At 46.1% G+C, this 20,385-nt stretch carries 21 protein-coding genes; 6 read left to right on the plus strand and 15 right to left on the minus strand.

What is annotated here, in order from left to right; all coding sequences use genetic code 11:
- Positions 1-52: 52 nt before the first annotated feature.
- From MMAH_RS09455 to hisF, 4 genes are all read right to left on the minus strand, one after another.
- A complete protein-coding gene (locus MMAH_RS09455; protein ID WP_013038331.1) occupies positions 53-490 on the minus strand; it encodes a nucleoside 2-deoxyribosyltransferase in 438 nt (145 codons plus the stop codon).
- Positions 487-2,883 carry a DUF3656 domain-containing U32 family peptidase gene (locus MMAH_RS09460; RefSeq protein WP_013038332.1) on the minus strand — a complete coding sequence of 799 codons (2,397 nt, stop codon included), beginning with the start codon at positions 2,881-2,883 and terminating at the stop codon, positions 487-489. Before MMAH_RS09460 ends, MMAH_RS09455 begins: the two co-directional genes overlap by 4 nt.
- 153 nt (positions 2,884-3,036) lie before the next feature.
- Complete coding sequence (locus tag MMAH_RS09465; protein ID WP_013038333.1) at positions 3,037-3,324, minus strand: MazG nucleotide pyrophosphohydrolase domain-containing protein; 288 nt, start codon at positions 3,322-3,324, stop codon at positions 3,037-3,039.
- A gap of 11 nt (positions 3,325-3,335) precedes the next feature.
- Positions 3,336-4,157, minus strand: coding sequence for an imidazole glycerol phosphate synthase subunit HisF (gene hisF, locus MMAH_RS09470; protein WP_013038334.1), 822 nt, complete (start codon positions 4,155-4,157; stop codon positions 3,336-3,338).
- A gap of 121 nt (positions 4,158-4,278) precedes the next feature.
- On the opposite strand from hisF, the gene MMAH_RS09475 reads away from it, so the two are divergent.
- From MMAH_RS09475 to MMAH_RS09500, 6 genes are all read left to right on the plus strand, one after another.
- Complete coding sequence (locus MMAH_RS09475; RefSeq protein WP_013038335.1) at positions 4,279-4,557, plus strand: hypothetical protein; 279 nt, start codon at positions 4,279-4,281, stop codon at positions 4,555-4,557.
- Between the two features lie 149 nt (positions 4,558-4,706).
- A complete protein-coding gene (locus MMAH_RS09480) occupies positions 4,707-5,699 on the plus strand; it encodes a DUF4198 domain-containing protein (protein WP_013038336.1) in 993 nt (330 codons plus the stop codon).
- A 103-nt stretch (positions 5,700-5,802) separates the two neighbouring features.
- A complete protein-coding gene (gene cbiM / locus MMAH_RS09485; RefSeq protein WP_013038337.1) occupies positions 5,803-6,432 on the plus strand; it encodes a cobalt transporter CbiM in 630 nt (209 codons plus the stop codon).
- Complete coding sequence (locus MMAH_RS09490; RefSeq protein WP_013038338.1) at positions 6,425-6,892, plus strand: peptidase associated/transthyretin-like domain-containing protein; 468 nt, start codon at positions 6,425-6,427, stop codon at positions 6,890-6,892. The genes cbiM and MMAH_RS09490 overlap by 8 nt, the downstream gene beginning before the upstream one ends.
- Positions 6,893-6,904: 12 nt before the next feature.
- Positions 6,905-7,666, plus strand: a complete 762-nt coding sequence (gene cbiQ / locus MMAH_RS09495) for a cobalt ECF transporter T component CbiQ (protein WP_013038339.1) — start codon at positions 6,905-6,907, stop codon at positions 7,664-7,666.
- Positions 7,667-8,578 carry an energy-coupling factor ABC transporter ATP-binding protein gene (locus MMAH_RS09500; RefSeq protein WP_013038340.1) on the plus strand — a complete coding sequence of 304 codons (912 nt, stop codon included), beginning with the start codon at positions 7,667-7,669 and terminating at the stop codon, positions 8,576-8,578. It begins immediately after the preceding gene.
- A gap of 10 nt (positions 8,579-8,588) precedes the next feature.
- Here the strand turns inward: MMAH_RS09500 and MMAH_RS09505 are convergent, their stop codons facing one another.
- The 11 genes from MMAH_RS09505 to MMAH_RS09555 form a co-directional block, all read right to left on the minus strand.
- Entirely contained in the window at positions 8,589-10,355 is a 1,767-nt protein-coding gene (locus tag MMAH_RS09505) for a ribosome biogenesis/translation initiation ATPase RLI (RefSeq protein ID WP_013038341.1), read from the minus strand.
- A 30-nt stretch (positions 10,356-10,385) separates the two neighbouring features.
- The gene (locus MMAH_RS09510; protein WP_013038342.1) at positions 10,386-10,772 is read right to left on the minus strand and encodes an EMC6-like membrane protein; all 387 of its coding nucleotides are present in this window, start codon (positions 10,770-10,772) and stop codon (positions 10,386-10,388) included.
- Between the two features lie 84 nt (positions 10,773-10,856).
- Entirely contained in the window at positions 10,857-11,840 is a 984-nt protein-coding gene (locus MMAH_RS09515; RefSeq protein WP_013038343.1) for an MBL fold metallo-hydrolase, read from the minus strand.
- 105 nt (positions 11,841-11,945) lie between these two features.
- Positions 11,946-12,215 (minus strand): thioredoxin family protein, encoded by a 270-nt coding sequence (locus tag MMAH_RS09520; RefSeq protein WP_013038344.1) that lies wholly within the window; start codon positions 12,213-12,215, stop codon positions 11,946-11,948.
- Positions 12,216-12,347: 132 nt separating this feature from the next.
- The gene (gene cofE, locus MMAH_RS09525) at positions 12,348-13,136 is read right to left on the minus strand and encodes a coenzyme F420-0:L-glutamate ligase (protein WP_245526271.1); all 789 of its coding nucleotides are present in this window, start codon (positions 13,134-13,136) and stop codon (positions 12,348-12,350) included.
- On the minus strand, positions 13,129-14,373 hold the full coding sequence (thiC, locus tag MMAH_RS09530; RefSeq protein ID WP_013038346.1) for a phosphomethylpyrimidine synthase ThiC: 1,245 nt from the start codon (positions 14,371-14,373) through the stop codon (positions 13,129-13,131). Before thiC ends, cofE begins: the two co-directional genes overlap by 8 nt.
- A gap of 20 nt (positions 14,374-14,393) precedes the next feature.
- Positions 14,394-15,311, minus strand: coding sequence for a methylenetetrahydrofolate reductase (locus MMAH_RS09535; RefSeq protein ID WP_013038347.1), 918 nt, complete (start codon positions 15,309-15,311; stop codon positions 14,394-14,396).
- A gap of 27 nt (positions 15,312-15,338) precedes the next feature.
- Positions 15,339-15,950, minus strand: a complete 612-nt coding sequence (locus MMAH_RS09540) for a methylenetetrahydrofolate reductase C-terminal domain-containing protein (RefSeq protein WP_013038348.1) — start codon at positions 15,948-15,950, stop codon at positions 15,339-15,341.
- A 116-nt stretch (positions 15,951-16,066) separates the two neighbouring features.
- Entirely contained in the window at positions 16,067-17,992 is a 1,926-nt protein-coding gene (locus MMAH_RS09545; protein WP_013038349.1) for a hydantoinase/oxoprolinase N-terminal domain-containing protein, read from the minus strand.
- Between the two features lie 260 nt (positions 17,993-18,252).
- Positions 18,253-19,488, minus strand: a complete 1,236-nt coding sequence (folP, locus tag MMAH_RS09550) for a dihydropteroate synthase (RefSeq protein WP_013038350.1) — start codon at positions 19,486-19,488, stop codon at positions 18,253-18,255.
- A gap of 36 nt (positions 19,489-19,524) precedes the next feature.
- A complete protein-coding gene (locus tag MMAH_RS09555) occupies positions 19,525-20,385 on the minus strand; it encodes a bifunctional methylenetetrahydrofolate dehydrogenase/methenyltetrahydrofolate cyclohydrolase (protein ID WP_013038351.1) in 861 nt (286 codons plus the stop codon).

The raw sequence follows: 20,385 nt of genomic DNA on the forward strand, positions 1-20,385 counted from the left end.
GCAGCATAATTATATATTTGTTTCCTATGCAGAGAGTGGCTGCCTTAACAATTCATGGCTGCAAATCTTCACCACTCACAAAATCCAAGAATGAAGATATCAGGCTTTCCAGCTCCTTTTCATCACGGTATTCGTCTAAAAGGATCAGGTGGTTGGTGTTACCCAGCAGCATTGCAGAGACTGTTGAACCCTCACGGTAAACACATTGTACCGGAATACCGAGATTCAGGGCAGAACATACCTCATAGCCAACACCTGTGGAGGCAAGAGAGACCTCCGCAACCATGCAGTCACAGCCATCAAGAATGTGCATATCCCTTTCATAAATTTCGGAGTCGGACATGCCTGCTTCATTTTCTTCAACATGTGGATCAGCCACATGCAGACTGGCCACATCATGCCCCTGGTTTTCTACGATCTGTACCATTTGCTGATAAACCGGGAGGTTTTGCCTGCCTCCCCTGATAGAACCTGACAGGAATACTTTCATAGTACACCCCGATAGAAGTGACCAGTGGTATATTTTTTGCCTGCACGCATTTTCTTTGTATCCGCCCTTCCGTCCAGAACCTGCCTGTACAGGCCAACCAGCCTGCCGATATCACCCGGTGATTCCCAGCGGGTTTCGATACGTATAGCAGAAACCCCTGTGGCAGTTACATCCTCTAGGAAATCAAGCATGCTTAATCCCCGGGAGTTAAGCAGATGCGTCCGGCAGTGTTCATCCGTTTTTAAGGGGAAGGAATAACCCTTCCTGTCAACCAGAACACATTCCCCTTCCCGGCAGGAATCCGAACATCCTGAAGTGTGCGAAAGAGGACAATATTCTGAGACCATTACCTCGAAGTTGCCTTCCACTATGCATTCAAGACCTTCACAACCGTCAGCGACCTGACCGAGTTCATCCAGTGTCAGTTCCGGAGATGCCGTGACCCTACGGGCCCCGAGGTTTTTCAGGACGGTACAGGAATGGTGGTTGAAAATATTTAGCGGGGTGTCGGTAACAAAAGGAATATCCTTTTCCGATGCCATCCCGATCATCCCCGCATTAGCCACAAGCAGTCCACTGCATTCCCGTGCCTCTTCCAGCAGCCAGAAAAGATCTTTCATTTCCCCGTTTTTAATAATTCGCGGGGTGGAAAGATAAAGAGACGCTCCACCACTCTGGCATTGTTTCTTAACCGTAGCAATTTCATCAACCGAAGGCATGTGCAGTCCTGTGAAATAGATCACATCTGCACCTGCAGCCACAGCAGTCCCCGCATCTTCAACCGAGGATACAGCCACACAGAGCAAGGGGTTTGTATTAGCCGCTGCTCTATTATTAATCGGCTCAAGAGAAGGTTTGCTGCATTTCCGATGATACTTTTCAGTTCGTTTTTTTCGCAGAAGGTCCACAGCATCATTACGCAGGTCATTCAGTACACCAACGGGAACGAAGATCCCGTCATCCATTTTTATAGATATAGAGGAGGGATCAAAAGCCGTATTCCCCAGTTTTGCCAGCTGTTTACGCAACTGTTTTTCAGAGGCTGCCTTTCCTTTGGCCGCCTCTACAACATAATCGCAATTTAAGGCTATAGTATTACAATCCTCATCCTCCACTGACAGACTTAGAGGATGACCCAGCCGCGCCTCAAGCTGCATAATGACCGGGATTTTACGCTGTGGTGCAGCAGATGTATAGGTCTGTTGCAACTGTTTTATCTGGCGGCAGTCCAGGGTGCGGTAAAGGATATCCCCCTCGCGCAGGCGTCCGGAGAAAGGGATCTCTATAGTATCCCCAGCTGAGGCACTCTTTTCCTGCCTGCCTGCCCGATAGATCACGCCTATCTTCTCACCCTCACCTGCTTTTGAAACAATCCCGTCACCTACAGTCAGGTCTTGCTCAAGGAAAACTACAGCACGATCCATATACCTGCTCATTCCCACAACTGTCCCAATGGGAATGCCCCGATTACCCGGTGAGACGGTACCCATCATATCCCTGGTACCTCCTTCAAGATAGGCTGAAGTGAAACCCCGGTTAAAGAGCTGTTCAAGATAACGTATCTCTGATTCGGTTACACGGAAATTTGTGGGATCTGCAAAATAACGATCAATGAGCCTGCGATAGACGGAGATCACACCCGCCACGTATTCGGGTTTTTTCATCCTGCCTTCAATCTTGAAAGAATCCACGCCCGCTGCTATCAGCTCCGGAATCAGACGGGCTGCACACAGGTCTTTGGGACTTAGCAGGTAGTCTGCTGCAACAATCTCATCATCACAACTAAGTGAATACTGCCTGCGGCAGGGCTGGGCGCAGTAGCCTCTATTGCCGCTCCTTCCCCCAATCATGCTACTCATGAGACACTGGCCGGAATACGAGATACAGAGGGCTCCATGCACGAAGACCTCGATTTCCAGATCTGTGTTATCATTCAGTGCAGCAATCTCTTCCAGACTCATCTCTCGGGAGAGGACCACACGCTTTACCCCGTATCTTTCCAGCAGTTTCACAGATTCAGTGTTATGCACCGTCATCTGGGTACTGGCATGAACCGGCAATTGCGGGAGGTGATTACGGCAGGCGACAAGCAACCCAATATCCTGTACGATGACAGCATCCACTCCCATATTGCATAATTGAGTCAAAAAATCCATGGCCTGCGAGAATTCACTGTCCTTTATCAGGGTATTTACGGTCACATAGACCCTGACACCGTAAAGATGGGCATAATCGATCGCTTCCCCGAGATTGTGATCCGGGAAATTGTCTGCATAGCCCCGTGCACTGAAAGCCGAACCTCCGAAATAGACTGCATCAGCCCCGTTCTGGACTGCAGCTACCAGGGAATCGTAGTCGCCTGCAGGAGCAAGAAGTTCCGGTTTTTTGTTCATTGTCTGGTGTGCATATGAACGGGCGTTATATAAATGCTGCCGGGTAAAAGGAATATATGTTATATTACAATTGCTAAAGAATATAGTGTTCTGCGGAAAATAAAAAATGAGCCGGTAAATAATAAAGACCGGAAAGCAGAATTACAAATATTATCAATCCGTGCAGATACACGGATTCCTGCCGCAGGTAGGACAACTTTGCGGATATTTCTCTTTGAATGCCTCTTCCAGGTCAATCCCATAGAGGTTTGCCAGCGCCCCTATCCACGCAAAACAGTCGGCAAGTTCCTCCCGGATGTTCTCCCGGTCGTCCCGGCGAATGGCCTCTGCAAGTTCACCCACCTCTTCCACCAGCCAGAGAGCAGTAGCTGTATTTCCCCTTCTTTTGTCGTTTTCCAGATAGAGGTCACGCATCAGTTGCTGGAAGGCTGCTATTTCCATTAATTGCCACCTCAGGGACGTACAGGCACGTTGTTCTCACGAAGGTGTTTTTTCACATCTTCAACCGTATATTCCCCGAAGTGGAAAATACTGGCAGCCAGTCCTGCATCGGCTTTGCCTTTTACAAACCCTTCCTGCATGTGTTCAGGCTCCCCCACACCACCGGAAGCAATAATCGGAATTTCCAGTTCCTCGGAAAGTTTGCGGGTTATCGGCAGGTCAAAGCCATCATAGGTACCGTCACGGTCCATGCTGGTCAGCAGTATTTCGCCTGCGCCCAGCTCTTCCACCTTTTTGGCCCACTGCACAGCATCGATACCTGTGCGTTTACGTCCGCCATAGATGACGACCTCATACCAAACCCTGCTGCCATCCTCAAGTTCTATGATCGTTTTGTCCGGATTGTTCTCAACGTCTGTATTGCGCTTGCAGTCAATGGCAACTACGATACACTGAGAGCCGAATATGTCCGCACCTTCCCGCACAAGTTCAGGGTTCTTGACCGCGGCGGTGTTGATTGAAACCTTATCCGCACCCGCACGCAGGATCTCACGGATACGTTCCACCGAACCAATACCTCCCCCGACTGTAAGGGGGATGAATACCTCATTGGCCGTGCGCTGGATCACATCGATCATGGTATCCCTACCTTCATGGGATGCCGTGATGTCCAGAAAAACCAGTTCGTCAGCACCCTGTTCATTGTAGCGTTTTGCCAGTTCCACCGGATCGCCGGCTCTCCTGAGATCAAGGAATTCCACACCCTTGACCACGGTGCCACCGGCCTCGTCCAGGGTTACATCAAGACACGGGATGATTCTTTTTGTGAGCATGCAATTGACAATGAAGTATTATTGTATTAAATATTGTTGTAGAAATGCAAAACCCACTTCGTAAAGTACATATATGTTCGACAAATACATTCTATTGTTAACTAAAAACGGGAGTGGTTGTATGATGTACAGCAGGCGTGCATATGCCTCGCCAGTGAGACATATGCTGCATGACATGCCGCATGATTCCTTTGTCAGTGCACACGTAGTGCTGCAGGACAAAAAAGAATGTGACATACCCAAGATCACCGATTGCAGGGAAACTTCAGACGGCAAATGGATTGTGTTTGCCCAGCATATCGAGGATCGGGAAAAGGCAACATTCCTCAAGAAGAGGGATGTGCAAAGTTTCTATGTGTTCTATGTGCATACTCCGCATTCAGCCGGAGCATGTGCTTAATTTTTTATTATATCTAAAAAAGCGTGAGGAGAAGCATTTATTCAATCCTGATTAGCAAATCCCATATGCAATATGATCACAAAATAATAAATAATAGTAACACTTATTGCTTTTTCTGTATATAATTATCATATTTAAGGAGTCGAAAAATGAGAAAAATAATCACAATACTATTACTAGCTCTTATGCTGGTCGTCACGATCGGAACGGCAAGTGCCCATTTCACCATGGTATTTCCATCAGACGATGACAATATGTGGGATGTTACACCCGAAGATTATATTGCAGAACTCGGCGAGGAAAAAACCATCTACATCATGTGGGGACACCCCTATGAACATATCTCTTTTGATGTCAGCTCGATACCCGAAGTGACCATCATAAAACCTGACGGGACAACTGAAACCCTCGCGGTAGAGGAGACTACGGTAGAAGGAATGGATGAGGACGGCAATGATGACACATTTGTAGCCTACAAGACATCATTTACCGTGGATCAGCTGGGAGACACTGTGATAGCAGTAAAATATGAAGACGGGGAGGAAGAACTCATTGATTACACCAAAGCCGTGATCCACTGTGGAGAAGAGATGTGGTTGGGTTGGGATCGTGAAGTAGGACAGGAAACAGAAATAGTACCCTACATGAGACCCTATGGTATGGAAGAAGGATTTGTATTTGCAGGCCAGGCCCTCCATAACGATGAACCGCTGGCAGATGCAGATGTGGAAATTGAGATATATCACGACCTTGAAGAAGGTAAAAGGGTTGTGGAAGAAGCAGAAGAAATGTATCCCTATGACGCCCCGATGGTCTTTACAAGACTCACAAAATCCAATGCACAGGGAGAGTTCTCCTATACCCTCGATGAACCCGGAATCTGGTTTGTGGGCGCTACCATGGAGCCTGAATCAGGAAAAGCAACACGCGGAGTTTTCATCATACCGGTGATCGAACAGTTCCCCGCAGAAGATCCAAAGGGTGACTACGCAGCACTCCAACAGGAAGTGGATGAAGCAAAGCAACTTGCACAAGAAGCAAAGGAATCCGCGGAATCCACCACTGAAAGTGCTCCCGGCTTTGAAGGAATATTTGCTATTGCCGCCATCCTTGGAGCAATATTCCTCAGCAGAAGAAAGTAATTAGGGGAAATAAATCCCCAATCTTTTTTTATATCAAATCATACTTCATAAGGCTACCATAACACTAAATGTTTACATTAATTTATTTCATAAGAGGAATCAAATGGTACATATTACAGATGGTGTGCTTTCCCCAACAGTAATTGCAACAGGCTGGGTCGCTACTGCAATGTTGCTTGCCCTGACACTCTGGTGGAGTAACAGGAGGGAAGAGCCACTGGAACAGATCCCGAAAATATCCATATTGACAGCTGCTTTTTTTGTTGCTTCCCTGATACACATATCCCTGGGACCCACATCTGTACACCTGATTCTCAACGGTTTACTCGGGGTCCTGCTGGGCACCCTGGCCTACCCCGCAATTTTTGTAGGCCTTATACTACAGGCATTCCTGTTCCAGCACGGAGGAATTACGGTGATCGGGGTGAACACACTGAATGTAGGCATACCAGCCTTGATTGTAGCATTCATATTCAAGAAGGGATATTCGGCAGGAATTAACCCCTCTGCCCTGGGAACTGTATGCGGGGGATTTTCAACCCTTATAACAGCCCTAATGTTGGCTCTTGTCCTTGTCACAACAGGTGAGGAGTTTACCGAAGTAGCCTATGCGGCTATTGCAGCCCACGCCCCAATAATGATAGTTGAAGCCCTTGTGACAGGTTCTGTAGTGGGATTTTTGTTGAAGGTTAAACCTGAAATGTTACCTGAAAGGAAGTCAAAAAATGAATAAACGGATAATCAATCTGTTGATGCTGGTCCTTATTCTTGCAATGCTTACAACTCCCGCAGCTTCTGCACATCGTGTTTATCTCATGCACCAGGTAAACGAGGTAGAGGTGAAGGCCTGGTATGGTGGCGGAGACCCCATAGCCAACGCCGAAATTACGATCTATTCCATAAAAGACGGTGAAGAGGAGATTTACATTGAAGATGTAACCGATGAAAATGGTATGTACTATTTCTCCCCAAAACTCGGAGTGGATGAATACCGCATAATTGTCTCCCAGATGGGACATCAGGAAGAAATTGAGATCGATCTCAAAGGTGATGGACAATCTCCGAAAGAAAACGATTCCACAGATGCCAGGGAATTACCCCTCGAAGCCAACATTATAGCAGGAGTGGGGTACATTCTGGGATTTGCCGGAATCGGATTGTATGCACGTGCCCGTAAAATGCAGAAGGAATAAGGTGTAACTTTAATGGAATATCCCCATATTGACCGTTATGCAGAGATGGATTCACCTATCCACTCCCTGGACCACAGGGTGAAATTGGTGGCCTTTTTTATCCTTATATTTTCATTTGTCTTCCTGCCTCAATTAAATCTTGCTCTAATCGCCCTCTTTGTCAGCCTCATGATATTGGTCATCTCCCGGTTACCTAAAAAGTTTGTTTTGCACAGGGTCAAATGGGCAATACTTATTCTTTTACCCCTTTTTTTCATATTGCCATTTACAGTGGAAGGCAGAGAAATATTTGGAACTGGCTATTTCACTATTTCATATGATGGGGTTTATCTTGCAAGCCTCATCATGCTGCGTGCAATTGCGGCTGTTACACTGGTGGTCATTATGCTTGCAACCGCAAGTTTTGACACTACCATCAAAGCCCTTTATTCCCTGAAGGTACCTTCTACTATAGTACAGATGCTTATGTTCACATACCGCTATATTTTTGTGATAACTGATGAATTCCAGCGGATGTGGAAAGCCATAAGATCAAAGGGATTTCGCCCGTCAACAGGCAAATATGCTCTTTCTATAACAGGAAACCTTATCGGAATGCTCCTTGTCAAAAGTTATGACCGGGCTGAAAGGGTCTACCAGGCAATGATTGCAAAAGGATATACTGGCAAGCCATGCACTATTGTGGAATTTCATATGAAAGCAAAAGATTATCTGGCAGGTATAATTATTATAGCGGTTGCAATCCTGTTACATACCTATCATCTGGTGTTCTGAATGAATGAAGCAATAAGTGTCCGTAATTTAAATTATGCATATCCCGACGGGACACTCGCATTAAAGGATATAGAAATACATGTCAAAAAGGGAGAAAAAATAGGTATATTGGGTCCCAACGGTGCGGGTAAGACCACCCTTTTCATGCATTTAAACGGGGTTATCAAGAACCCCGATGGTGAGGTCAACATATTCAATCAGGATATTTCCAGCCTCAAAACCGAGGAAAGGATACACAGGGTAGGGGTAGTATTCCAGGACCCGGATGACCAGCTTTTCATGCCGACAATCTTTGATGATGTGGCATTCGGGCCCATCAACATGGGACTCAATAAAGAAGAGGTACAGAAGAGAGTATCTTCTGCACTGAAAACAGTGGGCCTTTCTGGATTTGAGGAGAGGGTCCCCCATAACCTCAGTTATGGCCAGAAAAAGAGGGCTGCAATTGCGGCTGTGCTTTCAATGGAACCTGATATACTTATCCTTGATGAGCCCACTGCCAACCTTGATCCCAGAAGCAAAGCGGAATTGATCAAACTTGTAAACCGCCTCAACAGTGAGGGAATTACAACCATAATTGCAAGCCATGAAGTGAATACCCTTCCGGAACTTGTTGACCGGATATATATCATAAATCGGGAAATAATTGCCGAAGGTACACCTCGGGAGATATTTTCAAACTGGCAATTACTCAGGAATAACAATCTGGAAGCACCCGATGTATTCAAACTCTTTCAGGTACTCACATGTTTTGGATATGACTGCGAGAATTTGCCCTTAAGCATAAACGAAGCAGTTGACGAATTAACAAAAACGATAGAAGGTGGCAAAGGACATGTCCACCTGCACATTCATGAACATACCCACAGGGATATCAGCGAGTGTCTGAATAACTACAATCATCACTCATGAAAAATTGCACTCATTCATCCAGATTGTAATAATAGTATTCGCCCTTGGATTTTTGCAACCTGTCCAGATGTGAATCCTTTTTATTGACCCTGGGTCGGGACGTGTCTTCATCACGGCGGAAAGTTATGTCCAGATTGGAGAGAAACTTATTCATTCCTTTCTGCATGCCGGTCGGGGAATGGGCTTCACCATATACAGCCGGCTCACCTTCAAATACGATCAACCTTTCACTGAGCATATCGATCATGTAAATATCATGATCTACAACCATGGCGGTTTTCTTATTGTTCTCGGCAAAACGCTTGATGGTCCTGGTGGCCTGGGAGCGCTGCTCAACATCAAGATGAGCACTGGGTTCATCAAGAATATACATATCTGCATCCCTGGTCAAACAGGCTGCTATTGCAACCCTCTGTAGTTCACCACCACTGAGATCGGCCAGGGAGCGGTCATAGAGTCTTTCAAGCTGGAGAGGTTTGGCAATCTCGGCCTCATAGTAACTGGTGTCGACCTTTGAGGAGATTCCCCTCAGGAAATACTTAACCGGCAAATTCTGGTCAACTACGACATACTGGGGCTTGTAGGAAATAGATATGTCAAAATCCATCTCCCCACCATCCGGTTCCTCCTCGCCTGCAAGGACCTTTACGAAAGTGGACTTACCGATTCCATTGGGACCCACGACACCTAGCACTTCACCATTTCTAAGGGTACCTTCATCAGCTTTGAGGCTAAACTTATCATATTTCTTGGAAAAGACCCCATATTCCACAAGTGTGCCAACTTCCTTTTCAGCTCTTGGTGGGTGTACCTCAAATTTAATACTTTCAGGCCTGACACGTACATTCTCCTCGGGAAGATAACCTTTAAGATACTGATTGATGGCAATGCGCACTCCCTTGGGATGAGTAATCACACCATAACCTGAAGGCATACCGTAAGCAACATGTACCACATCAGAGAGCATGTCCAGAATTGCCAGGTCATGCTCTACAACAAGTACGGCTTTGTCCTGTGAAATTTCCTGAATTAACTGGGACACTTTTATACGCTGGTAAATGTCAAGATAAGGGCTAATCTCATCAAAAAAGTAGAAATCAGCATCTTTAGCAGCACAAGCAGCAATCGCTACCCTCTGGAGTTCTCCACCGCTCAAGTCCCCGATATTGCGATCCATTATATTAGATAAACCGAGTTTATCCACAAGGTCATCCAACCTGCCACATTCATCTGTATTTTCAAGCAATTCACGGGTTTTGCCGTTGAAAGCTTTAGGGATCATATCCACATACTGGGGTTTCTGGGAAACTTTTATAGTGCCTTCTGCAACCTTGCTGAAATATTCATACATAGAAGTTCCTGAATAATATTCAAGTACCTCTTCCCAGCTTCCTTCCTCACCACCAAAGTTGGGGATCATGTTTCCTGAAAGAATCTGCACACAGGTACTTTTACCTATACCGTTGGGTCCGAGTATACCGGTTACCCTGCCGGTTTCAACTGAAGGCAGGCCATAGAGTGCAAAACCATTGGTACCATAACGATGGATTGGTTTATCCAGTTCCTCGGGCAGGCCAATAATCATAATGGCACCAAAGGGGCATTTATTGACACATATACCACAACCCACACACATCTCTTCTGAGATTATGGGTTTACCATCTTCTCCAAAAATGATTGTTTCGTCACCTGTCCTTACGCGGGGACAATATTTCTCACATTCGTGGCTGCATCTTCTGGGTTGACATCTATCTTTATTCAGTACTGCAATTCGCATATCAAAATACCTGCCAGATAAAAGTGGATATCAGTTCAAAAGTAATGTCCATGTGACAAGGCAAAAATCAATAACTATGAACTCTACGTAAAACCAGTCTTTCATACCAAATTCCTTGGTATCGATATTAATCTTTGGGAAAATCAAGCGCTGGGCATAATATGCAAGTATTGCAACAATGATAAGGATAGCATACCATTTGGAGTCCGCTCCTATTCCCAGTACGTTGAATGCTATGATACCTGCAAAAATTCCTACAAAAGCAGCAACTGCAGTCTTCACGATACCCTCAACATGAGCTGCTCTCTTCTCCTCAGGGGTCATGACTTTAGTAGCTGTGGCAACTTCTGCAGCAGAAGCCTTTTCCCCTTCAGCAGGCTTATTTTCTTTTTTTGATTTATTCGCTTTATTTTTCAAGGGGCATCTTCTCCTGAATGAATATTATAAATGAACATACAACACAATAACCTATATAAACATTTATTCATAGGTGATCACCTATTACATAAATTCATTGCTGACAACATTATTGATATCCGCAAGACAAACGGCATCATATCCCAATGTATTCAGATGACAAGCAAATCTGGAGGGGCGATGTCCTGCGGGATGATAGACAACCACAAATTCAGGATCGATATCCAGAACCATTTTTTCCAGGCCTGAAGCATCCAGATGATCACTGATATTAATGGAAGGAAACCGGTGATCCCTGCGTCCTGTAATCATGTATTTGGACATGTAAAGGGGAAGTTCTTCCAGTTTACCCGGAGAAACAACATTGACCCCAGCTCCTGCATCCATTGAAACAAGTTCACCTGCATCCTCCAGCAGATTTTGTGTAAGTTCCTGTGACTTATCATCCATCCCTATTGGCCCTTCATAACCTGATTGCCTGATAAGCCTGACAACCCTTTGCGCCTTCCCAAAGGGATAAGCACCAAATGCTACATCCTGAGGGGATTTAAGAGCCGCATAAAATCCTTCCAGATCATCCTCAAAATAACAGGAAAGGTCAGCAGGGTCACCATAATTTGCCTCGGTTATGAGTACATCACAAGAGGGAAGATTAGAGGCATCCTTCACGTCACCTGTTGCAAGAATACGCATCCCGTTTTCATTTTCCCACCCAAAGGCCACAGAACCATCGGTGTGGTGGGTTGGATAGGTCCGGATTTTTACACCCCCATAGTCAATGAACCCATTTTCCCCTGCCAAGTTGCCTTTAAAGTTACGACTATGCCGTACCTCCAGGGCATTCATGGTTTTTTCCGTACATATTGAGCACTCGGACAGCATTGCTGAGCTGCCATGGTGGTCGGAATGAGCATGGGTTATCAAATAAGCGTCCGGCTGCGGATACTTTGCCGCAACCCTTGTAGAATCAATAAAAAAAGAGCGCAGATTCCCTTCTTCGCTTCTGAACTTTACAGCCAGATGGGGCTTGAAACTTCCACGGGCGTTTTTTTGCCGATACGGCATCATACCCATCCTGACCAAACGCTGCACTTGTTATACCTCAGGACAGGAGAGGATTGCAAATTATATACCCTTTTGCGAAAAAGAGAAGAAAAAAGAAAAAGGAAGATATCAGAATAATTTCTTAAGTTCAGCACTCAGTATGTCGGCACTGGTTACACCGGTATAACGTTTAATTTCCGAACCATCTTTTTCGATGATCAGGGTAGGCACCGCCTGAATTCCATATTTCCCGGCAAGATCCGGGCTCTGGTCCACATCAACTTCCTTAATATCTACCTTGTCACCGAGTTCTTTCTCCAAGTTCTCAAGAATTGGTTTCTGCATCTTGCATGGGCCACACCAGGTGGCGCTGAAATCATATAATACAACATTACTCATCCGATATCACCTTGAATATTACCAAATATATCTACAACAGTATCTTTGAAATGCTTTACCATGGGTTGCACGGTATTGCACCAACCATACAAAATCATGATATTATCATATATAAACTTGCTGGTGCAAGAATCAGGGTTTCGAAGTACCATTCATACGAATATTGCTGTAATACATACATTCTTCCCTGGAAAACAGGGGCATAGGCACATCTTCATCCACCAGTCTGACAGGTGCATTCCTCACAATTACGCAGGGAACACTTTCTCCACCCTCTCCCATTACAAGCTGACAGGCAGACATAATATTATCCGCTACGGCCTTATGAGTGATATGGAGGATATTGCCAAACAGGTCACTCTCTCCCCTGGCATCCTCGACCGGAATTATTCCGGAGGTACCAAGTGCCACACCCACACACCCCAGTCGCAGGGGCTGGGTGCGACTATCACCCACAATTACACCGACATCACATCCAAATTTTTCCCTGAGTCCTTTCCTGATAACTGAAGCACTTTTATCGGCATCTTCTGGAAGCAGGACAACATGGCCTGCCGGGGCATTGGAACCATCAATTCCTGCGTTGGGAGAAAGATTTCCTTTAGTTATAGTTAGTGCTGCACCGGGCACCCCTCCAAATACTTCATCACATTCCTGCAACACCAGTTCCATTTCCCGCGGATCGAGACTGTAGCGGTGGGCCAGTTTAAGTGCCTTTTGGGTGGGACTTATGTCTGAAAGATTCACTACCCTTCCTTCTGCTGTAGCAACTGCGGATTCGGCCAGCACTACCACGTCACCATTTTCCAGAGTAAGGGATTGTTCTGCAAAAGCTTTTGAAAGAACCCCTACAACATTGTCCCCGGAATTTATTATGGAGGTCCTGACACCTATAAGCTGCATTGAAGGGGATTTATTCACCTTCTGCAAGATATTCCCCCATAATCTGGATGGCACAGTATTCCCCGCACATTGAACAAGGCCCCTCCATCGGGCAGAAATCTCTTGGACGATCCGGATCAAAAGCAAGTTCCATCTGCCCTTCCCAATCAAAACTGGCGCGTCTTTTTGCAAGCAGACGATCTTTTTCTGCCATACCATATTTCATCGAGTCACCTATATGGGCCGCTATCTTGAAAGCAACAAGACCTTCCCTCACCTGGTCCGGGGTTGGCAGGGAAAGATGCTCGGAAGGAGTTATGTAGCAGAGATAGTCGGCACCGGCACCACTTGCCATACTTGCCCCTACAGCACCTGCGATATGATCATAGCCCAGGGCAATATCCGTAGGCAGAGGACCTGCCACAAAAAGGGGATGAGAGGATTTGGAACGATATTTCTCAACGTATTCAGGAATGGAGGCTGCCGCCACATGGCCACCCATCCCTTCTATGATTACCTGTACACCGCATTCATTGGCACGTTTTGCAAGGGCTGCATTGTTTTCCATCTCCATCAGCTGGGCCGGGTCCGGCCGGTCATGGATACAGCCACTTCTCATAGTGTTACCCAGAGACAGCACCACATCCTTATCCCGGAGAATTTCCATGACCTCATCGAAGTTCTCAAGAAACGGGTTTTCACAGCCACTGACAAGCATGAAGACACTGGTAAATGAGCCTCCTTTGGAAACCATACCCATCAGCCTGCCTGAACCCTTCACTTCTTCAAGCATTTGTTTTTCCACACAGTGCAATACAACGGAGCTGATACCTTCGGATACCTGGGATCTGAGATAAGAAAGTATGTCAGCTGAAGTGACATTTTTCAGTCCGCATTCGACAACTGCCTGATAGACAGGGACCGTAGTCAATGGCAGGGTAGTGTTTTCAATAATTGCTTTGCGAATCTGCTGGATGTCACCCCCCATTGAAAGATCGGTTATGGTATCGGCACCGTATTTTTCTGCAATCCGGGCTTTTTCAATCTCAGAGGAGGGATCAATGCTCGCAGCGGAACTGCCGAGATTTACATTAATCTTGGTGGTTGCCCCTTCCCCGATTGCAACCGGGGGATTGCCCTGTCTTGTCATGATTACGAGGCTGCCCCCTAATATGCGGGACAGTACCGTGTCAGGATCCATTTTTTCCTGTACTGCGACCTGCTGCATCTCAGCGGTCAATTCACCGTTTTTGGCATGATCGATCTGTGTAAGCATAATAATCCCCTGGAGGGTAATTAGTTCTTTTCGTGTAAGCCGGCTATTTCAAAGAGGGCCGTTATGTGCCTGTAATGGCCAATAGGCATGAGATGTATGCCCCTGCACACCTTCCTTAATTCACGAATTTGTTCGGCACATATTAGGAGACCTTCTTCTGCGGGGTCAGTTGAGGCTTCCATACGTTCTATCAACTCATCACCTACCCGGATACCCGGAATCTTGTCATTCATGAAACGGGCCATATGAGCGGATTTGAGAGGAATGAGCCCCGCAAGCACCGGTACCTCCATATGGGAGATACTGTCCATGAATGTTTCAAAATGCCCGATATCATAGACGGCCTGGGTCTGGAAAAAATCAATTCCCATACGTGCTTTCTTTTCAAGTTTCATTAGCTGTAGCGGTTGATCTGGTTCGGTATTGCATACCGCCCCTTTTGTAAAGGAGGGAACTGATTCCAGCGGGTTGCCTGCAATATCATAGCCGCCCTCCAGCCGGCTTGTTGCCCCGAGCAGTTGTACCGAATCAAGATCATACACCGGTTTTGTACCGGGATTGTCACCCTTTGTCGGATAATCCCCGGACATTATGCAGATATTTTCCATACCCAATGCATAGGCTCCCAGCAGGTCGGACTGGAGAGCAAGCCGGTTGCGATCCCTGCATGTAAGTTGCAGTATTACATCAAGTCCCTGTTCTTTCAACAATCTTCCCATTGCCAGAGAAGACATGCGCATAACCGCACGCTGATTATCGGTGACGTTGAAAGCGTCTACATAATTCCCCACCAATCCTGCTTCCTCGAAGGCAGAGGAGACATCTACTCCCTTGGGCGGAGATATCTCTGAGGTGATTACAAAGTCATCGGACAGCAGTTTATCCTTAAAGGCAGAGGGCATGGCAGGATAATATGTGACATTGGTTTTTAAACTCATCGAAGAAAGAAAGAGAAATATTACTACTCAGCCATTATATTCCTTCGGCTCGAATATCCTCTCCAGCAGGTCCAGTCGGCCAATCTCTTTGAGCCTTAAGTAGATCAATTCCCAGGCACAATCCCCGTCAGGGTCAACTTCACATTTACCTTCCATTGCACCACCGCAGGGCCCATTCATAAGGCCCTTGGGACAGCGGGCCGTCGGACAGACACCGCCAAAAAAATCTGCAATGCAGCTGCCACACATGGCACACAGGTCTTTTCTGACATGGCCTTCTGAATATCCGCCCAGTGAATCGGTGTTTGTTGCAGGATGCACCGGAACATCCACAAGGGAGGAAACCACTGAAAGACCGCTGCCACAGGACATAACTATAATGGTGTCGGCTTTCTCAATTGCAGGATCATTCTCCAGCAAACTCTCCTTTGATTTAATGCTGCAGGCAGCCTTTGCAACTCCTCCACCAATTACTTCTTTTCCTGCCTCCCTTAATTTGCGGCACATAGCCTCAACTTCGGGTTCCCCACCCACATGTAGCTTGGTGGCGCAGACCCCGCAGCCCAGCACAAATATCTTGCCGGGATTATCGAGATTTTCCAGGATTTCTTCAAAGGATTTGGAAGAGGAGATTATCATAGGTATCCATTCTGCAAAAGAAAAAGATGGTATTAAAGTTTACCAGTGTATCGAAATTTTAGCCTTATTCTATTCATGAAGGGGAAAAGGGAGGGCGAATAATTGTATACACCCTCTTATTTTTCAATCTCAGGCATTCCTATACCCACAAAAGTCATCTTGGTCTCAATCGGCAAACCAGCCCCTTCATGGAGTTTGATTTCCTGCTTGCTGACTTCCACTTTAACATCTCCGCGATCCAGACCGGCTTCTTTCATGTAGTCAAGCACCATTTCCCTGCCGAGTTTTTCAGCAGCTTCGAGTGCGTCCGGGTAACCCGGGAATTTTTGCCTGCCATGCGGGGAGAACATCATTATGCCTGTTTTGTTACCCTTGGATACCGTACGAATCAGAATCTCCACACGTTTGATACCTTTACCCACAAGTGCCCCCACAGCATTACCAACTTCCGCATGTTCAGGGAGGATTATGTCGGCATCAAGCAATTCATTCACTTCATTGACATAGGCACTTACAGGTCCACCCAGAAGTATGATCGGAACATCGACTTTGAAATGACTGAAAAACTCTTTCTGGTTTGCAATGATTGTCTCGATTTCTTCTTTATCCACCTTCCGGAGAAGATAGGCCATTATGTATAATGCCATATTATGAGCAAACTTGGATTTTACAGCCTTTGAGAACTTGCTTTTTTCCAGAAAAGTCAACCTGCCCAGTGTGTTTGCACCTATACGGGATGCTTCCCCGTTCCAGGCATCATATTCGCCGAGTACATGTAATGCATCCGTGGGGGTAAAACCGATAGCCTGCACCAGCCGTTTCTGGATCAGCCGGTCCAAAAGCAGAGGAGATGGCAATCTGTCGATGAAGATTTCAGTTACAGAGACTGGTTCCTCACCTATATTATCCAGAATCTCCTGCTCAAGCTTACTGATGTTTGGGATATCTTTGCCCGTTTTAACAAAGAATTTGGTGGGCTGGATATTCTCACACATCTGCATTTTGGAAGGAGTACGTGAAAGTTTGAGCTTATCAATAATCGATGGCCACTTCGAAGCTGCTACACATAGAGGCATGACCCTGCGTGGGCCAATGTTTATCTTCTGGGCTTTGATCCATACGTGGCTATCCCCACCCATAGCGGAGGTCTCCATGCGTATGGCCTGTACCTTGGTCTGCCAGCCTCCCACTACTGCACCCCTGTCGGTAATCTCGGGCAACCCGTCTTTTACCATGGCTACATCGGTACTGGTACCACCAACATCAATAGCAAGACATGTAGGAGAATCTGATAGGTAGGAAGCACCGACAAGACTTGCGGCCGGGCCTGAGAATATGGATTCAATGGGTTTTTCCTTGGCCTCATCGATACCCACAACTGAACCATCACATTTGAGCATCAGAAGACGAGCGTTAATATTACGTCTTTCCATTTCACCAATGACTGTTTCTATGAACTGACTTGTTATAGGTATCAACTGGGCATTGAGATAAGCAGTAACTCCTCTTTCATAGGCCCCAAGTGCCTGGGTCAGCTCATGGCCACAGACCACCGGCATCCCGGTAATTTCCTTTACTATCTCTTTTGCACGCAATTCATGGTTGGGGTTACGTACACTAAAATAGGAAGAAATCGCAAAAGCCGACACTTTCTCTTTCATTTTTGTTACATAATCCCTGATGGCCTGCTCATCCAGAGGACTTAGTTCTTCACCATAAGAGCCATGTCCTCCTTTAATTACAATAGAATTGTCAATAGAATGTCCTTCAGGAATCGAATAATCCCCGATCATCAACAATGCCACAGGGTAACCGGTCTTTTCCAGAATAGTATTCGTAGACAGGGTTGTGGAGACAGACACTAATTTTACATTTGTCAGGTACTCCTGATCCAGCCCGTCAATCGAATTTCTTATTCCTTCAAGAAGGTCCGGATAAGTGGTAAGAGCTTTATTGGAGTCGATAACTGCTCCATCCGAATCCCTGATTATAACCGAGTCCGTATATGTGCCACCTGCATCAATCCCCATACTGTATTGCATAATAAGTTGCCTCCAATTAATCGGTTTATTAATAAGATATCATACATAGGTATAATTAAATTAACCCACAGGACAAAATGACTCCTGCAATAGAGATTTTGGTTTTTATGTACGAGCATGCAGCAAATAGTTTTGTGCATATCGCACGGTATTGTATTAACCATACAAAATCATGATGCTATGATATATATAACATTTGGAAAGTAGCAGTACAAAAAGACCCTCTATCCACCACAATAACCAATAGAAAAAGAGATTAGTCAAACATTCCTGAAAGAATAGCGATATTCTACATCATAATATTCATCCAGAACTGTATCCAGCATCGTGGCTATTTGAGGCAAGCCCCTGGCTTGGTCCTGTAGTTTTGCAACAAGCTTTTTCAACTGCAGAAGAGTGCCCATGACAACCAGATCGGTATACTCGGTCTCATGTGATACGGCATTTCGCTCAAGACAGGCATCCCCGCCTCTTGCCAGGATCTCCTGCTTGATAATAAGGGCTTCCGTGGTTGTGATATTGCATACAAGCAGATTGAACATCACGGATTTATTTTTCATAACCTGTGCGCCGGTTGAAGTCACACCCAGGGATTTCATCACCCTTACAGAATCATCCGGATCGGTAATTTCCAGCATTCTCACCTGCCTCTCATCAGCTTTTTGACAGGGTATTCTGCCCCGTATCGCCTCAGCTATTCGCACAGCATCAGTTGTCGCAGCCACATCGTGGGTGCGTATAATGTGCGCTCCTTTATGCACAGCAATTGCAGTTGCGGCTAGACTTCCATATAATCTTTCAGCAGCAGGCTTGTTCAGAACCTCACCTATGAAAGATTTACGGGAAAGAGCTGCAAGAACCGGTTTACCGAAGGTCTGCAGACGTTCAAAACGGTCAAAGGTCTCAAAATCGTATATAGGATCTTTTTCAGGAACCCATTTACCAATAGCCGGGTCCAGAATTAATTGGTCCGTATCAATACCCTTCCCTTCACATAGCTCAATGATTGCCTCCAGGGAATCCATAACTTCATCCATGCCGAGCACATCACCGGGCACTTGCCGGGAGGCCATTACAACAGCAGGACATTCATGATCTGCCACCACATCCACCATGTTTTCATCTGTCATGAAACCGGAAACATCATTTACAATGCCAGCACCCCTGTCAAGACACTGATCGGCAATATCCGCAAACACCGTATCCACCGAAAGAACAGCATCCACATTTCCGGCAAGGGCGTCTATTGCGGGAAGCAACCGTTTACGCTCTAGTTCCTTGCTTAGGGGTTCAGCAAGCGGCCAGGTGGAGCGACCACCTATATCAAGTACATTTGCACCTTCTTCCAGCATGGCAGATGCAGCATCAATGAGGGAATCCTCCCTGACAACAGATCCCTTATAAAAGGATTCGTGGCTGAGGTTCAATACACCCATCAATCTTACAGGGTGGTTGTCTCCTACCTTTAGTCCACATATGTCAACATCGACGACCATTGAAATTACCAGCTGATTGTATATTTAGCAGGACGATTACTCAATTTCCTTTGCAGCAAAGGTCACATGGGTCAGAAGAGTGGCTATAGTCATGGGCCCCACGCCCCCTGGCACCGGTGTGACGAGAGAGGCCTTATTGGCAACATTCTCAAAGTCCACATCACCATATATCTTGCCTTCTTCTTCGGTGATCCCCACATCAAAAACAACAGCTCCTTTTTTGACCATGTCTTCCTTGATGAGATGCTTGACACCGGCTGCAACTACAAGTATATCGGCATCGATAGTGTAACTTTTAAGGTCTTTGGTGTAAACATGACATACCGCCACTGTAGCATTGCGGTTTAAGAGCATTGCTGCCATGGGTTTACCAACTACATTACTGTGGCCGACTATAACAGCATCCTTCCCTTCAATGTCCACATCATAATATTCAAGAGCGAGGATTACACCCGCAGGCGTACAGGGAACAAAACCCTCGTCACCTATCATCAGATTGCCCATGTTATAGGGGTGGAAACCGTCCACATCTTTTGCCGGATCAATAGCCTGCATGGCTTCTTTTGCATCCAGATGTTGAGGCAGGGGCAACTGAAGCAGTATACCATGGATATCTGCACGTGTGTTCAGATTCTCGATCACATCCAGCAGTTCCTCCTGGGTGATGGAGGCGTCGAGCTTCTGGTCCTCCGCATAAATGCCTACCCTGTCACATGCTTTATGCTTCAGCCGCACATACAATTGCGAGGCGGGGTCCTGTCCCACAAGGATAGTTGCAAGGCCCGGGACTATACCGGCATCGGCCTTCATAGAAGCTATTTCTTCTGTTAATTCTGCCTCAATCTGCTTTGAAATCGCTCTGCCATCTATGATTCCCTGTTTAGCTTCACCCGCCAT

Source organism: Methanohalophilus mahii DSM 5219 (assembly GCF_000025865.1).
In the GTDB taxonomy this organism is placed as follows: Archaea; Halobacteriota; Methanosarcinia; order Methanosarcinales; family Methanosarcinaceae; genus Methanohalophilus; species Methanohalophilus mahii.

Excerpts from the sequence above, each read along its gene's own strand:
- cbiM (WP_013038337.1), top strand. The coding sequence starts at position 5,803 with ATGGTACATATTACAGATGGTGTGCTTTCCCCAACAGTAATTGCAACA.
- MMAH_RS09455 (WP_013038331.1), bottom strand. The coding sequence starts at position 490 with ATGAAAGTATTCCTGTCAGGTTCTATCAGGGGAGGCAGGCAAAACCTC.
- MMAH_RS09535 (WP_013038347.1), bottom strand. The coding sequence starts at position 15,311 with ATGAGTTTAAAAACCAATGTCACATATTATCCTGCCATGCCCTCTGCC.
- thiC (WP_013038346.1), bottom strand. The coding sequence starts at position 14,373 with ATGCTTACACAGATCGATCATGCCAAAAACGGTGAATTGACCGCTGAG.
- MMAH_RS09545 (WP_013038349.1), bottom strand. The coding sequence starts at position 17,992 with ATGCAATACAGTATGGGGATTGATGCAGGTGGCACATATACGGACTCG.
- folP (WP_013038350.1), bottom strand. The coding sequence starts at position 19,488 with ATGGTCGTCGATGTTGACATATGTGGACTAAAGGTAGGAGACAACCAC.
- cbiQ (WP_013038339.1), top strand. The coding sequence starts at position 6,905 with ATGGAATATCCCCATATTGACCGTTATGCAGAGATGGATTCACCTATC.
- MMAH_RS09555 (WP_013038351.1), bottom strand. The coding sequence starts at position 20,385 with ATGGCGGGTGAAGCTAAACAGGGAATCATAGATGGCAGAGCGATTTCA.
- MMAH_RS09500 (WP_013038340.1), top strand. The coding sequence starts at position 7,667 with ATGAATGAAGCAATAAGTGTCCGTAATTTAAATTATGCATATCCCGAC.
- MMAH_RS09515 (WP_013038343.1), bottom strand. The coding sequence starts at position 11,840 with ATGATGCCGTATCGGCAAAAAAACGCCCGTGGAAGTTTCAAGCCCCAT.
- MMAH_RS09480 (WP_013038336.1), top strand. The coding sequence starts at position 4,707 with ATGAGAAAAATAATCACAATACTATTACTAGCTCTTATGCTGGTCGTC.
- MMAH_RS09505 (WP_013038341.1), bottom strand. The coding sequence starts at position 10,355 with ATGCGAATTGCAGTACTGAATAAAGATAGATGTCAACCCAGAAGATGC.
- MMAH_RS09540 (WP_013038348.1), bottom strand. The coding sequence starts at position 15,950 with ATGATAATCTCCTCTTCCAAATCCTTTGAAGAAATCCTGGAAAATCTC.
- MMAH_RS09465 (WP_013038333.1), bottom strand. The coding sequence starts at position 3,324 with ATGGAAATAGCAGCCTTCCAGCAACTGATGCGTGACCTCTATCTGGAA.
- MMAH_RS09460 (WP_013038332.1), bottom strand. The coding sequence starts at position 2,883 with ATGAACAAAAAACCGGAACTTCTTGCTCCTGCAGGCGACTACGATTCC.
- hisF (WP_013038334.1), bottom strand. The coding sequence starts at position 4,157 with ATGCTCACAAAAAGAATCATCCCGTGTCTTGATGTAACCCTGGACGAG.
- MMAH_RS09520 (WP_013038344.1), bottom strand. The coding sequence starts at position 12,215 with ATGAGTAATGTTGTATTATATGATTTCAGCGCCACCTGGTGTGGCCCA.
- MMAH_RS09475 (WP_013038335.1), top strand. The coding sequence starts at position 4,279 with ATGATGTACAGCAGGCGTGCATATGCCTCGCCAGTGAGACATATGCTG.
- MMAH_RS09490 (WP_013038338.1), top strand. The coding sequence starts at position 6,425 with ATGAATAAACGGATAATCAATCTGTTGATGCTGGTCCTTATTCTTGCA.